Annotated in this window: 11 protein-coding genes and 1 pseudogene; 4 read left to right on the top strand and 8 right to left on the bottom strand. The window is 68.5% G+C overall.

Annotated elements, in window-relative coordinates:
- Positions 1-14: 14 nt before the first annotated feature.
- Positions 15-857, bottom strand: a complete 843-nt coding sequence (locus tag GJV80_RS11500; RefSeq protein ID WP_154688014.1) for a DUF2510 domain-containing protein — start codon at positions 855-857, stop codon at positions 15-17.
- A 62-nt stretch (positions 858-919) separates the two neighbouring features.
- Here GJV80_RS11500 and GJV80_RS11495 point away from each other — a divergent pair, with 62 nt between their 5' ends.
- The gene (locus GJV80_RS11495) at positions 920-1,366 is read left to right on the top strand and encodes a pilus assembly protein CpaE (protein WP_195909308.1); all 447 of its coding nucleotides are present in this window, start codon (positions 920-922) and stop codon (positions 1,364-1,366) included.
- Here the strand turns inward: GJV80_RS11495 and GJV80_RS11490 are convergent.
- Both GJV80_RS11490 and GJV80_RS11485 read right to left on the bottom strand, forming a co-directional pair.
- Complete coding sequence (locus GJV80_RS11490) at positions 1,350-2,063, bottom strand: A24 family peptidase (RefSeq protein ID WP_154688013.1); 714 nt, start codon at positions 2,061-2,063, stop codon at positions 1,350-1,352. The two genes, GJV80_RS11495 and GJV80_RS11490, sit on opposite strands and share 17 nt — an antisense overlap.
- A 37-nt stretch (positions 2,064-2,100) precedes the next feature.
- On the bottom strand, positions 2,101-2,697 hold the full coding sequence (locus tag GJV80_RS11485) for a hypothetical protein (protein ID WP_154688012.1): 597 nt from the start codon (positions 2,695-2,697) through the stop codon (positions 2,101-2,103).
- A gap of 1,128 nt (positions 2,698-3,825) precedes the next feature.
- On the opposite strand from GJV80_RS11485, the gene GJV80_RS11480 reads away from it, so the two are divergent.
- Positions 3,826-7,110, top strand: coding sequence for a S41 family peptidase (locus GJV80_RS11480; RefSeq protein ID WP_154688011.1), 3,285 nt, complete (start codon positions 3,826-3,828; stop codon positions 7,108-7,110).
- Positions 7,111-7,149: 39 nt separating this feature from the next.
- Here GJV80_RS11480 and helR read toward each other — a convergent pair whose 3' ends face one another.
- Positions 7,150-9,303, bottom strand: coding sequence for an RNA polymerase recycling motor ATPase HelR (gene helR, locus GJV80_RS11475; protein ID WP_154688010.1), 2,154 nt, complete (start codon positions 9,301-9,303; stop codon positions 7,150-7,152).
- A gap of 204 nt (positions 9,304-9,507) precedes the next feature.
- Positions 9,508-10,698, bottom strand: coding sequence for a hypothetical protein (locus tag GJV80_RS11470; protein WP_154688009.1), 1,191 nt, complete (start codon positions 10,696-10,698; stop codon positions 9,508-9,510).
- Positions 10,699-10,849: 151 nt separating this feature from the next.
- On the opposite strand from GJV80_RS11470, the pseudogene GJV80_RS11465 reads away from it, so the two are divergent.
- A pseudogene (locus GJV80_RS11465) lies at positions 10,850-11,360 on the top strand (peptidylprolyl isomerase).
- Positions 11,361-11,442: 82 nt separating this feature from the next.
- Positions 11,443-12,288, top strand: a complete 846-nt coding sequence (locus GJV80_RS11460) for a rhomboid family intramembrane serine protease (protein ID WP_154688008.1) — start codon at positions 11,443-11,445, stop codon at positions 12,286-12,288.
- 26 nt (positions 12,289-12,314) lie between these two features.
- Here the strand turns inward: GJV80_RS11460 and GJV80_RS11455 are convergent, their stop codons facing one another.
- From GJV80_RS11455 to GJV80_RS11445, 3 genes are read right to left on the bottom strand one after another with little or no spacing between them, the layout of a single operon-like run.
- Positions 12,315-12,602 (bottom strand): hypothetical protein, encoded by a 288-nt coding sequence (locus GJV80_RS11455; RefSeq protein ID WP_154688007.1) that lies wholly within the window; start codon positions 12,600-12,602, stop codon positions 12,315-12,317.
- A gap of 11 nt (positions 12,603-12,613) precedes the next feature.
- Positions 12,614-12,892 carry an Lrp/AsnC family transcriptional regulator gene (locus GJV80_RS11450; RefSeq protein ID WP_154688006.1) on the bottom strand — a complete coding sequence of 93 codons (279 nt, stop codon included), beginning with the start codon at positions 12,890-12,892 and terminating at the stop codon, positions 12,614-12,616.
- A gap of 43 nt (positions 12,893-12,935) precedes the next feature.
- Entirely contained in the window at positions 12,936-13,829 is an 894-nt protein-coding gene (locus tag GJV80_RS11445; protein WP_154688005.1) for a phenylalanine 4-monooxygenase, read from the bottom strand.
- Position 13,830: the final 1 nt, after the last annotated feature.

Raw genomic sequence — 13,830 nt, 5'->3', positions numbered from 1 at the left:
GGCGAGGGTTGGGCTCAGGAGAGCGTCAGCGACGCCAGGGATTTCGAGGCCAGCCGGGACAGCAGCGGCCGCGCGTCGTCGGGAACCGAACTGATTGCCGCGATGACCGAACCGTCCGCGGCCGGACAACCGATGATCACCAAGCGGTCGTGGCGACCGGCCGGCTTCTTGGCCCGGTAGACGACGTTGGCGGTGATCTTGGCGCAGGGACGTCCGCTCACCGTCGCCGCCCCGTAGTCGAGCCGTTCGACCGAGCTCGGGTGGTAGCCGAAGAACTGTTCGGAGAATCCGTAGAGGACCTTGCGGGCGAACCCCGGGAGATCATCCCTTGACCACGCGTCGGCCGGGATGTGTCCGAGCCCGACGGTCGCGGCCCAAGTGTCCGATCCGTTGAAGCGGGCGTGGACCGGCGCATTGGCGACGAACATGGCATCGAAGACGTGCGGCACGGTCACCGGATCGGTCACCAGCTCGTACGGAGCACCGGGGAGGATCATCCGGGCGCCGGCGAGAGTCGCCTCCCGGGTGGTCTCGTCCAGCTGTCCGTCCGGTTGCCCGGGGGAGCGGCCGGTGGTCCGCGCGGTGTGCCGGGGCGTCGGGCTGGCCGCTCCTGAAGCCTGCTGCCGGTCGGTCTGCCGGGTGTCGGAGAAGGTCCGCCAACCGAACAGACCGACGACACCGCCGCCGACCACCAGGCTGAATCCGAGGAGCAGAACGATCAGCCGATTGTTCGGCCGGTTGTTGCGGGACGGGAGCTTGGTACGCGTCCGGTCGGTCCACTCCGAGCCGTCCCACCAGCGGAAGGTTTCGCCGCGGCTCGACGGATCCGGGTACCAGCCGGGACGCGGGACAGTCACGCCCTCCGAGACTACCCGGCGGGCGAGGGCCGCGGCCGGAACAGCCGAACTAACCTGGGAGCGTGATCTCCCGTGAGCTCGCCGTACGCCTTCGGCCTCTGTTGGACTGGACTCCGCAGAACGCCGACCGATTCTTCATCCCGCGGGAGGAGATCGTCGACGCTGTTTTCATGGTCAGCGACATGGTGGTCGAACTGATCCGGGCGCAGGGGGAGTCGAACTTCCATTTCAACGGCACCACCGAGTGGGCACTTGACTCCATCGAGTCCGACATCGCGGTGTGGCTCCCGTCGGAGCACCAGCTGCGGGACGCTCTGGGTGCGGCCTTCCTGTCATTGGACCGCGTCGGCGACGGCTTCGTGGTCAGTGTCACCGGTCCGGACGGCGCTCATCACACGCCGGCGATGTCCGACGCCTCGGACGCGTACGCGCTGGCACTGCTGCACGTCCTCGGCGGTGACGATTCGGTGCCGTCGGGAACCGATCAGGTGATCACTGCAGCACGCTGATCAGGACGGCGGCAGCGTACGGTCCGGAGACCAACGCCGGACCGTAAGGGAACGGGCCACGTCGACCGGTGGTCAACCAGACGACTCCGATCACCGCCCCGATCAGGCTGCCCAACAGCAGCGACCAGTAGAGGCCCGCCCAGCCCATGGTGCCGGCGACGGCGCCGATCAGCGGCATCAACCTCACGTCCCCGAAGGCGATCGCCCGGCCGCGGGTGATCATCCAGAGCAGCAGGTAACCGCCTCCTGCGATCAGCACGCTGCCGCCGATCCTGATCGCCATCGCGATCCGGTCCGGGTCTGCCGCGAGGCAGGCGAGCACGGCCACCGCTCCGGCGACCCAGCCCAACCGCATCGCCGGCGACGGGAGCCAGGTCGTGATGGCGTCGACCGCGGCGAGTAGTACTCCGATGGTGCCGACAACCGCCCACACCGCCCAGTAGCCAGGTGGCTGGGTGAGTACAGCAACGGCGGTCAGCGCTGCGGCGACCAGGCCGGTGATCAGTCCGAACCGGCCGGTGGCCAGCGACCGGTAGCTGATCTTGGTCAGGTAGTCCGACCGGGTGTCGTCGTCGGCGTCGGCCGGTGGAACGGGTTCGGGCAGCCGGCGCAGCAGGGCGGGGCCTCCGAGGCCCACCGCGACTCCGACAACGACGACCAGCGCCGGCGCGACGAGCAGACCCTGGTTGGCGGCCATTCCGCGACACTAGCGATGCCGGGTCCGGCAGCGGTGATCAGGCCGCGGCCATCATCACGCGTGTGCCTTCCGTACGCCGTTCCAGCTGGGACGGTTGGACCGGTCCGGTCGCCGGGCGCAGGTCCCACAGCGCCTGGGCGGCGGCCTTGACCGTGGCCGCGACGAGTTGGCTGCAGGCCGCGGACCTGCCCGCGACGAGGTCGGCGAGCTGACCCTCGGGAATCCTGGTGCGCCGGGAGAGGTCTCGGACCACCCAACCCCGAGCGGCGAGGTACTGCAGCAGCCGCTGCGTCCGAGCGGCGTGGATCTGTCGGTGCGCGGAATCGGCGACGGCCGTCCTGGTCAGGTGGAACAGTCGCTCGGCGATCAGCGGATGCAGCCGGGGGACCGGGCGGCCGTTACGCCCGCGCAAGAGGTGGTCCACCGATTGCGACGGCACGTCGGCGAGCACTGCGATGGTCCGCCAGGCCACACCGGTCTCGGCCATCAGGTGTCGTACATGTGCGCGGAACGGGGCAGCGTCGACCCACGGGCCGTGGTCATCGGCATCGCCGAGCGAATCGAAATCGGCGTCGAGCAGTTCACGACCGTCCCAGCCACCGGTCGGTCGCGGCGCCATCATCTGGATCGTCATGCTCTGGTAGGCCCTGCAGAGGTGTTGCCTGTGAGCCGTCGGTGTTGGCCGTACGAGGCCGGTGTTGCCCGGTTGGCGGAGGTGTTGTCCGAGCGGGCTGTGAGGGGTGCCGGTCGGTGGATCGCCACGCCACTCGGTCGCTCCCGCACCAGTTGGTCGGCGGCGCACCGGTTGCTCGTGGGGCGGGTCTGTTCGTTGCGCTCCGCGCGGTTGTTCCCGCACCAGTTGATCGGCGGCGCACCAGTTGCTCGGTGGCGCACCGGTTGCTCGTGGTGCGGGTCTGTTCGTTGCGCTCCGCGCGGTTGTTCCCGCACCAGTTGGTCGGCGGCGCACCAGTTGCTCGGTGGCGCACCGGTTGGTCGGCCTCGCACCGGCTGCATCGGGTGCGAGGCCGAGGAACTGCTGCGGCGTCGAGGAACTGGTGCGTGTACGGCCAGGGGAGCGGTCAACCGGTGCAGGAATGGGTGGCGAGCGACGCCGCGGTCGAGCGGTGGTCCGGGAGGGGCCGTCGGGATGCAGGAGTCCGCTCTTGGTCGTGCGTCGCACCGGTTGCTCGTGGAACGGGTCTGTCGTTGCGCTCCGGCGCGGGTGTTCCCGCACCACTTCGTCGGCGACGCACCAATTGCTCGTTGGCGCACCGGTTGGTCGGCCTCGCACCGGCTGCAGTGGGTGCGCGGCCGAGGAACTGGTGCGCGGTCGAGGAAGTGGTGCGCGAACGGTCAGGGGGAGTGGCAACTGGTGCGGGAACCGTCGAGGAACTGGTGCGCCGTCGAGGAAGTGGTGCGCCGTCGAGGAACTGGTGCGGGAATCAGCCGAGGCGGCCGACCAGCCGCTGCGGCAGGGGCGACGGAGCGGGTGCGCCCTCGTGGAGCAGGTGCGCCGTCGTGGAGCGGGTGCGCCGTCGTGGAACTGGTGCGTGCGCCGTCGAGGAAGTGGTGCGGCATCCACCAGGGGAGGGACCTCCAGATGCGCGACCGTCAGGCGTCGTCGAGAAAGTAGTGGGAGACCAACAACCGGTGGGCCGAACCACCAGCGTCCTCGGTCGAGCGCCGGGCGATTCGGAGATAAGTCGGCGATCGGACAAATTGGGGTCCCGCGTGTCGGGGCCGGGAAGTAATGTCAGCGAACGTGACTTCTGGCTACCTTCGCTCTCCTGACATCCATGCCGATCTGATCACCTTCGCCGCCGCCGATGACATCTGGCTGGCCCCCGTCACTGGTGGTCGCGCCTGGCGGTTGACCTCGGACAACGTGCCGGTCCGCAACCCGCGTTTCTCTCCCGACGGCAGCAGGATCGCCTGGGCGACATCGAAGGACAGCGGGTTCGAGGTTCACGTCGTCGATCTCGACGGTGGATCGGCCCGGCGGTTGACCTATTTCGGATCTGCTTCGACTGCGTTGCTCGGCTGGTACGACGACGAGTCGGTGATCGTTTCCAGCGCGGCCCGCACCCACGAACGGTTCGTGACCTTCGGCTACCGGATCGGACTGGATGGTGGGGTGACCGATCTGCCGTACGGTCCGGTTGCTGGAGTCGCCCGCGGCGATGCCGGCCTTGTCGTATCCAGCAAGGCGATCCGCAACGTCGCGGACCAGAAGCGCTATCGCGGTGGAACGGCCGGAAAGCTGTGGTGGGATCCGTCCGGCGCCGGCGATGACCACCAGCGGGTGCTGGCCGACGTCACCGCCGGACTGGAGAGCCCGAGCTGGGTCGGCGACGAGTTGATCTTCAGCTCCGACCTGCTCGCCGAGATTCCCGGTCCCGCCGACGAGCAGGCCAACCTGTTCTCGGTCGCCGCCGACCGACTCGGTTCGGCGACCGCGGCCGACCTGACCCAGCGCACCTTCCACAGCATCGAGCAGGGTTACGTCAAGGAACCGGTCACCGACGGCACCCGGATCGCCTACCACGCCCGGGGTGTCATTTATCTGATGGACGAGCTGGGTGCCGAGCCGCGTCCGCTGGAGATCTCCCTGCCGATGATCACCGCCCGACAGCCGCAGTCGTTGAGCCCGACCGAGAACCTGACCGCGGTTGTTCCGGACCGCACGGCGACCGGCTCAGTCGTCTCCTGGCGTGGCAAGGCCTTCTACCTCAGTCACCGGGAGGGTCCGGCTCGGGCGCTGGCGGCGTCGTCGTCGGTCCGGATCCGCGAACCGCGCCCGCTCGGCCGCACCGGCAAGGCGATCATGATCAGCGACGAGTCGGGCACAGACCGGGTGGAGCTCCACCCGCTCAACGGCCAGGGTGACCCGCAGATCATCGACATCGACCTCGGCCGGATCCTGCATGTGGCCTCCGACCCCGCCGGCGAACGCGTCGGCCTGATCAGTCACGACGGACGGATCTCCTTGCTCGAGGTCGGCACCGGAACCGTACGGTCGCTCGGCGTCAGCGCCGACGGCGAGGCCAAGGATCCCGTCTTCTCCCCCGACGGCCGCTACCTGGCCTGGACCCAGCCGGTCGGTTCGTCGCATTCCCAGTTGGTGGCTGTTGATCTTTCCCAGGACTCCGATCCTGTGCCGCTGACCAGCGGACGCTTCGCCGACAGCTCACCGGCGTTCACCGCCGACGGCAAGTATCTGGCGTTCCTGTCGGTGCGGACCTTCGATCCGCACTACGACAGCCATGTCTTCGACATCAACTTCCCGTACGGCACCCGGCCCTATCTGGTGCCGCTCGCCGCGACCGAGCCGCCACCGTTCGGTCCGAGTGTCGACGGGTGGCCCGTGGCGTCCGACGGTCAGGCCGGCGATGAACAGAAGGACGATCAGCAGAAGGACGATCAGGCGGGCGGGAAGTCCGCGGATCAGAAGAAGCCCGAGGTGCCTGCCAGCTCTGATCTTGCCGTTGACGGTTTCGAGGACCGGCTCGTTCCGTTCCCCGTGCCGGCCGGGGACTACCGGTCGCTGCAGGCCGCCAAGGGTGGCGTGCTGTGGATCCGTGAGGCGCCGACCCATGGTGTGCTGGGCACGGCGCGAGCCGGCGTACCGGGGGAGAAGCCGACGGACCAGCTCGAGCGCTTCGACTTCGGCAAGCGAGCGGTCGAGAAGCTGGTCGGCAAGATCGACTCGTACGCCGTCAGCGGTGACCTGGCCTGGATCGTCACCCGTGATGGCGACTCCGTCACGGTGCGGCCGGCCGATCGCGAGGTCAAGGACGACGACCCGGCCAAGGTGAACGTCGATCTGGGCCGGTTGCGGTTCGAGCTCGATCCGGTCGCCGAGTGGCACCAGATGCTGAACGAGAACGTACGGCTGATGCGTGATCACTACTGGCGCGCCGACCTGGACGGTGTCGACCTCGAGGCGGTCGCCGATCACTACCGGCCGGTGGTCGACCTGCTGGGCAGCTACGACGACCTGATCTCGCTGCTCTGGGAGGTCGGGGCGGAGATGAACACCTCGCACGCCTACGCACGGGCGGTCAAGCCCTACGGCGACACGTCCAGGGCGCTCGGACTGCTCGGCGCGGACTTCTCCAAGGACGGCGAGGAGTGGGTGATCGATCGCATTCTGCCCGGTGAGAGCTCCGACCCCGACGCCCGGTCACCGTTGCGGGCTGCCGGCGTCGACGCCCAACCGGGTGACCGGATCATCCGGATCGGCGGGCTACCCGTCGACCCGGTGATCGGCCCGAACGCGGGCCTGATCGGCGCAGCTGACAAGCCGATCGAACTGGTGCTGCGCCGTCCCGGCCGCGACGAGGACCGTCGCGTGGTGGTGGTTCCGGTCGCCGACGAGTCGGCGCTGCGCTACCAGGCGTGGGTCGCCGCTCGGAAGGCGTACGTCGCCCAACACTCCGATGGTCGGCTCGGCTACGTGCACGTTCCGGACATGGTCGCGACCGGCTGGGCCCAACTGCATCGCGACCTCGAGGAGGCGACCCGGCACGAGGGTGTGATCGCCGATGTCCGCTTCAACGGCGGCGGGCATCTCAGCCAACTGGTCAACGAGCGGCTCGGGCGCAAGGTGATCGCCTGGGACCTCGCACGCCACGGCGCGACCACGGAGTATCCCTCGCAGGGTGTCCGCGGACCGGTGGTCTACCTGGCCAACGAGTACGCGGGGTCGGACGGGGACATCGTCAACGCCTCGGCCCGGGCGCTGGGTATCGGGCCGATCATCGGCACCCGGACCTGGGGCGGTGTGGTCGGCATCGACGGGCGGTTCGACCTGATCGACGGGACCGGCGTCACCCAGCCGCGTTACGCCTACTGGATCGACGGCCAGGGTTGGGATGTGGAGAACCACGGCGTCGATCCCGACATCGAGGTGCCGATCACTCCCGACCAGTGGCACGGCGAGGCGGATCCGCAGCTCGACCGGGCGATCGCCGAGGCGCTGCGGAGTCTTGAACAGACCCCGGCAGCGACTCCGCCAGAGCCCGCTCCGCCGCGGGTCCGCCGCTGACGGTTCCCGAATTCCCGGGACCCATCCGGCAACCGGCCCTCAGTCGAGGATCACCAGTTGCCGGGTGGCCCGGGTCATGGCGACGTAACGGTCGACCGCGCCTTCGATCCCGGTGCCGAACGAGTCCGGCCGGACGAGCACCACAAGATCGAACTCCATTCCCTTCGCCTCGGCCGGGGTCAGGGAGCGCAGCCGCTGCCTGCCGGTGAAGCCGGGATCGCCGATCACACAGCCGATGCCTTCGGGGTTGTCGGCCAGCCAGTCGTCGACGATGCCTTCCAACTCCGTCGCCGAACCCGTGATCACCGGCAGACCGCTGCTGCGGATCGAAGTCGGTACGTTCGCGTCGGGCAGTGCGGCGCGGATGACCGGCTCGGCGCTGGCCATCACCTCGCGCGGCGTGCGGTAGTTGATCGTCAGGGTGATCTGCTCGATGGCGTCGAAGCCGACCCGTCGGAGCCGTTCCTGCCAGGTCTCGGCGAAACCGTGCCGCGCCTGCGCACGGTCGCCGACGATGGTGAAACTCCGCGACGGACAGCGCCGCAGCAGCATCTGCCATTCGGCATCGGTCAGCTCCTGCGCCTCGTCGACCATGATGTGCGCGAAGGGTCCGGCAAGTCGGTCCGCGGTTGGGCTCGGCAGCCCGGACTCGTCGACCAGCGCCTGGCGCAGATCCTCACCGCGCAACATGTACATCGACGTCTCCGGATCGTCGTCGGCGGCGATGATGTCGTCGACCACCCGGTCCATCAGTTCCCGCTCGGCAGCGATGGCTGCCGCCCGGCGCCGGTTGCGCGCCGACGCGTGACGATCGCCCAATCGTTGGCGTGCGGCGTCCAACAACGGTAGGTCGGAGACCGTCCAGGCCTGCGGGTCGTCGCGTTGCAGTACGGCCACCTCGTCCGCCTGGAGCCACGGTGCGCAGCGGCGCAGGTAGGCGGGCACCGACCACAGGTCACCGACGAGGTCCTTGGCATCGATCAGGGTCCACGCCCGGCTGAGCGCGTCCGCCACGTTGTCGTTGTTCCGCAAATCGCGGGCGAACTGCTTCGGGTCGACGTCCTCGGCCTGTTGATCACCGAGCTTGTCGAGCAGGACCGTCACCAGCGCGTCCCAGATCTCGGCGTGCGCCTCGTTGTGCGGCGTGCCGGGATCAACCGATTCGAAGGCCTCGGCCCAGTCGTCGGTGGTCAGTCGGACGTCACCCCAGTCGGTGCCGATGAGGAATCCTCTGCTCGGCGGCTCCTCGTAGAGCCGTACCGCGGGCTCGATCGCCGAGACCATTCCGGCCGATGACTTCAGCCGGGCGACCGCCGGGTCGGCCTCGACCGCGGCCGTGGCGCCCTGGGGCAGCAGATCGGCCAACGTACAGATCTGCACCCCCTCCTCACCGAGACTCGGCAGTACGTCGGAGACGTAGGCCAGGTACGGCCGATGCGGACCGACGAACAGGACGCCGCCGCGCCGGTCGCTGATCCGTGGGTCGGAGTACAGCAGGAACGCTGCCCGATGCAGCGCAACGACGGTCTTTCCCGTGCCCGGACCGCCGGCGACGACCAGTGCGCCGCGGGACCCGGCGCGGATGGCCGCGTCCTGGTCGGCCTGGATGGTCCCCAACACGTCCCGCATCCGTGGTGAGCGGCTGCCGGCCAGGCTGGCGATGAACGCCGAGTCCTCGTCCAGCACCAGTCCGTCCGCAGGAATGTCCCGGCCTTCGGTCGGGAAGACTTCGTCCCAGAAGTCGGTGATCCGTCCCCGGGACCAGCGATATCTCCGGCGACTGGCCAGGCCCATCGGGTCGGCTGCGGTGGCTGCGAAGTACGGCTCCGCGGCGGGAGTCCGCCAGTCGATCAGCAGCCGGCGGTCGGAGTCGTCGGTGAGCCCGAGTCGCCCGATGTAGACGGGTTCGGATCCGTCCGCGGGCACCATCCGGCCAAGACACAGGTCAAGACCGAAGCGGCGGAGCAGCCGCAGCCTTGCCGAGATCCGATGGATCTCGATGTCGCGATCCGCCGCCGCCCGGCCCTTGCCGCCCGGTGATCGGCGGAGTTGGTCGAGCTGCCCGGACAGGGTGGCCAGTTGTCGGTCCAGATTCGTGGCCATCGCGGTGAAGAGCTGCTCGTCATCGGCGACCAGCTCTGGGTGACAGGTTGCGGGATGGTGCGGGGCGAGTTGGAACACGCTGGTGGTCATGGAAATGGTCGCGCTCCGGTGGGGAAATGGGCGCAGGCGACGCCCGAGAGATTGGGAAGGGCCCCGATTCTGCACCCCGACAGGGGGCTTGCGGCAAGCCCCCATGGTCGCGGTACCTTGAAAATGCAGGCACACGACAAGCGCCCCGAACCGTATGGTCCGGGGCGCTTGTCGTTCGTCGGGTTGTGGGCGGCGCCGCTGCGTCTAGCGCTGGGCCCTGGTGAAACCGGCGGCCTCGGCCGCGGCCTCGTTGTTGAACCAGACATCGGCATTGGTCCGCTCGTAGCCCTCAGTGCCGGTGACGTGGTACTTCTTGGACCGCTCGTTGCCCTTGATGGTGAAGCCCTCGGGCGGCTCGGCGCCGACGTAGGAACCGTCGCCGTACTTCGATTCCGGTTCCGTCGTGTCGGCGGGGCTGTCGGACGCCCCGCCCCCGGCCGACTCGGCGGTGCTGTCCGATTCGATGGAGCTGTCCGGCGCCTCGGACCCGTCGGCGGCATGGGCGGGTGTGACCTCGTCCGGGCTCGGAGCCGTACTCGCGCTGGCGGCGACCTCCTCCTCGCCGGCCGGCTTGGCCGCCTCCGGCGGATGCGGCTCGGTGATCGTCGTCGAGGCGTACGGAGTGGACGGCCGGGTCGTCTGCCAGTCGGGCTCGTCGCTGCCGAAGAACTTCTTGGCCGCGTAGTAGGCGGCACCGCCGACCGTCAACGCGCCGGCCACGATCGCCAACACCTTGGGCCACTTCCGCTTCTTCTTGCCTGCCGGGAGCAGCTCCTTGCCCTTCTCGGCGGCCGCGACCACTGCCGCGGGTGCCTCGGACCCGGCGATCTCGGACAGCTTCTCCGAGATCTTCGGCAGGACATCGGACTGCAACCGTTCGCGAGCCACGTCGACCGCCGGGGCGATCCGACCTGCCGCGTCGTCGAGTCGTGGTCCCAGCTTCTCCACCGCCTGGGCGGCGGCTGCGGCACCCTTCTTGCGCGCACTCTCGGCGTACGGCCCGAGCCTGTCGGCCGCGTCGTGGGCGCGCGGTTCGATCCAGTCGGCGGCTTGTCCGGCGTACGACTGCACGCGTTCGGCGGCCTGTTCGGCATACGGTCGAACACGTTCGGTGGCCTGGTGTGCCAGCGGCTGGATGCGGTCGGCAGCAGCCTGTGCCAGCGGCGCAACCCGTTCGGCGGCCTCCTGGGCCATCGGCCCGATCCGGTCCGCGGCCTGGTGGGCCATCGGCCCGACCCGTTCGGCGGCCTCTTGTGCCATCGGCCCGATCCGGTCGGCGGCCCCGTGGGCCAACGGACCGATCCGGTCGGCGGTCTGATGCACGAACGGTGCGACTGGCAGGTTGTCCTGGGCGGCGGCGTTGGCGCGGCGGCCCTTCTTGGTCTTGCTGCTCACTTTTCCTCCGATTCGATCGACGTCGGGCGGCGCGGCTGACCCGGGCGGCCCGTTGCGATGGAGCAACCGTAGCGTTACCCAGGCTTTAGAGTCTCAGGGCGAAATGTCGGAAGATTCCCGTATCCGACCCTGAATTATCCGAGAGGACCCGATGAGCACAGCCACGCTGCACACCAACCGCGGCGACATCGTCATCAACCTGTTCGACAACCACGCCCCGAAGACGGTGGCCAACTTCACCGGCTTGGCCGGCGGCACCAAGGGAGTACCGCGATCCCCAGACCGGTGCCAAGACCACCGGCAACTTCTATGACGGCCTGACCTTCCACCGGGTGATCGCCGGGTTCATGATCCAGGGCGGTGACCCGATGGGTGACGGGCGGGGCGGACCGGGCTACACCTTCGCCGACGAGTTCCACCCCGAGTTGCAGTTCGACCGGCCGTACCTGCTGGCGATGGCCAATGCCGGTCCAGGCACGAACGGGTCGCAGTTCTTCATCACCGTCGGCCCGACCCCGCACCTGAACCGTCGGCACACCATCTTCGGTGAGGTCGCCGACCAGGCCAGCCGGGACGTGGTGGACGCGATCGCCAATACGTCGACCGGCCGCAACGACCAGCCGACCGAGCCAGTGGTGATCGAGAGCGTCGACCTCGCCTGAGGAACAGGCCGACAGGCAGCGGATACCGGTGCGGGTTGCCGGTGGCACGTACAGTTCGTGCCGTGGTTTATGAGGTGGATCGGTGAGCCGTCCGGACTTCCAAGCACCGAGTTTCGAGGGGTGTTACCGGCATCCGGACCGGTTCACCGGTATCCGCTGCCAGCGCTGTGGCAAGCCGATCTGTGGCGAATGCATGAATCCCGCCTCGGTCGGCTTCCAGTGCCCGGACTGCATCCGGTCCGGCCGGACGACGGTCCGCGCACCGCGCACCGCGTTCGGAGGTGCACTGTCCACCCGCGGCGGCCTGGTGACCAAGGTGCTGATCGGCGTCGTGATCGGCCTGTACGTGCTCGATCTGATCAGTCAGGGCATGATCGGCAACCTGCTGGGAATGAACGGCGCGGCCGTGTTGAGCGGTCAGCTCTGGCGTCTGGTCAGCTACTCCTTCCTGTCCAATGGCCTGATCAACACGCTGTTCGTCGCATTGATCCTCTGGGGCGTCGGCCGGCCACTGGAGGAGCAGTTCGGCACCGTCCGATACCTGATCCTGTACGTCCTGGGCGGTCTGGGCGGCGCGACTGCGCTGTTCCTCGCCTTCCCGGGCTACACGGTCGCCGCCGGCGCATCGCCGGCAGCGATCGGGCTGATCGCGGTACACACGGTGATCAAGATCCGTCGGCGTGAGGACATCAAACCCGATCTCGGGCTGTTCGCGATCCTGATCGCGCTCAATCTGGTGCTCGGCGGTCTACAGGGTCCGGGCTGGCCCTCGCTGGTCGGCGGCATCATTGTCGGCGGGCTGGCGGCCGTGGCGTTGGTCTTCCCGCGTCGTCCCCGCCGCAACCAACTGCAGGTGCTGGGACTGGTCGGGGTCGTCGTCCTCTGCCTCGCCGCGATGGCGCTCCGTACGGTGGTCGCCGTCGTTTGAGCGACGCGACTCGTCAACCCGACGGATCAGCTCTTCGGGACCGAGGGCACGTCCAGATAATGCATCGGTGGGGTGAGCCAGATGATCAGGCAGACGACGATCGTGGCAAGCAGCAGCACACCGATGACGGCAGCCGTGATCAGCAGCGCCCTGCCGGGCAGCCAGCGCGCCGGATCCGCCTGGCGGTCCACCGGAGCCAGCTCGTCGGCGGCCTCGTCCCACGGCAGCCGGTAGGTGTCGACCTGAACCACCCAGTCGGGCGCCGGGACGTCGCCGCGCTGCGCCCGCGTCGGGGGCGCCCACTCGTGGCTCATCCGGCCTTCCGTCACGACGAGCCCAGCGAGAACGCCGCCTCGAGGTCGTGGGTCGAGTAGGCGCGGAAGGCGATGTGGGTCTCGGTGCTGAGCACACCCGGCACCTTGTTGAGCTGATCGGCGACCACCTCGGCGACCTGGTCGTGGTTGCTGACCCGAACCATGACGATCAGATCGACGGCGCCGGTAACCGAGTAGACCTCGCTCACTCCCTGCAGTGCCGCGATCTCCTCGGCCACCTCGGGAATCCTGGCCACTTCGGCCTTCACGAAAACGATCGCGGTCACCATGTCCGTGATCTTAGTGCTCTGCGTGTCGTTATCCGGCGGACCGTCAGACGAGGTGCAACTCCCGTTTGATCCTGGCATGGGTGTCGTCGTCGCAGGTGTCGAAGAACAACCCCACCACGTCGTCGAGCTGATCCAGCGAGTCGGCGGCGAAGAGGATCGGCTGATAGCTGGTGATGTCGTAGTTCAGGGTGCCCATCTGGCCGACGTCCAGCGGGCGGATCTCCATCCGGGAGAACTCGTCCATCTCGCCGTAGGACGAGAGGATCCCGGCACCGTACGCCTTCAGCTGCCCGTCCTCGTAGATCACGCCGAACTCCAGCGAGAACCAGAAGACGTCGGCGAGGAACTTCAGCGCGTCCTCGGTCTCCAGACGCTGGGCGGCGCGGCCCGCGGCCCTGGTCAGCGCGGAGAACCGCGGGCTGGCCAACTGGTTGCCGTGACCGATCACCTCGTGGATGACATCGGGCTCGGGCGTGTACAGCGGTTCGGACGGATGCCGCAGGTACTGCGTCGAGTGGAACAGTTGGTCGCCCAGTGACGAGTAGAACTCGCGCAACTCGACCAGGCCGGGCGCGGCGACGTAGGTCCAGCCGGTCTGCGCCGTCATCAGCTCGGTGACCTCGTCCAGCTGCGGAACGTGGCCCGTCGGCAGACCGAGGGCTGCCTTGGCCGTCAGATACTCGCTGTGGGCGTACCGCTCGTGCTTGGGCGCAAGCTCCCTGCTCACCGTGGCCCAGATGTCGTTCTCGCCGGGCAGGTAGTCCACCCTCGGCACGGGTTCGCCCGGTCTCCAGTTGACCGCGGCCTCGGCGATCTGGTTGCGCCGGTCCCGGTAGCGCTGGTCGCGGAATCCCGGGTGGTTCTCACCCAGATGGACCTCGACCTTTCCGTCTGCCTTGCGGGTGACCGGCGAGTACAGCTGTCCCTCTTCGAACATC

The sequence above is a fragment of the Microlunatus sp. Gsoil 973 genome (genome assembly GCF_009707365.1).
GTDB lineage: Bacteria > Actinomycetota > Actinomycetes > Propionibacteriales > Propionibacteriaceae > Microlunatus.
This window is presented reverse-complemented; position numbering and strand designations above follow the sequence as displayed.

What these genes read in the sequence shown, in the direction of transcription:
- GJV80_RS11490 (WP_154688013.1), bottom strand. Translation starts at nt 2,063, where the DNA reads ATGGCCGCCAACCAGGGTCTGCTCGTCGCGCCGGCGCTGGTCGTCGTT.
- GJV80_RS11485 (WP_154688012.1), bottom strand. Translation starts at nt 2,697, where the DNA reads ATGACGATCCAGATGATGGCGCCGCGACCGACCGGTGGCTGGGACGGT.
- helR (WP_154688010.1), bottom strand. Translation starts at nt 9,303, where the DNA reads ATGACCACCAGCGTGTTCCAACTCGCCCCGCACCATCCCGCAACCTGT.
- GJV80_RS11455 (WP_154688007.1), bottom strand. Translation starts at nt 12,602, where the DNA reads ATGAGCCACGAGTGGGCGCCCCCGACGCGGGCGCAGCGCGGCGACGTC.
- GJV80_RS11450 (WP_154688006.1), bottom strand. Translation starts at nt 12,892, where the DNA reads ATGGTGACCGCGATCGTTTTCGTGAAGGCCGAAGTGGCCAGGATTCCC.
- GJV80_RS11445 (WP_154688005.1), bottom strand. Translation starts at nt 13,829, where the DNA reads ATGTTCGAAGAGGGACAGCTGTACTCGCCGGTCACCCGCAAGGCAGAC.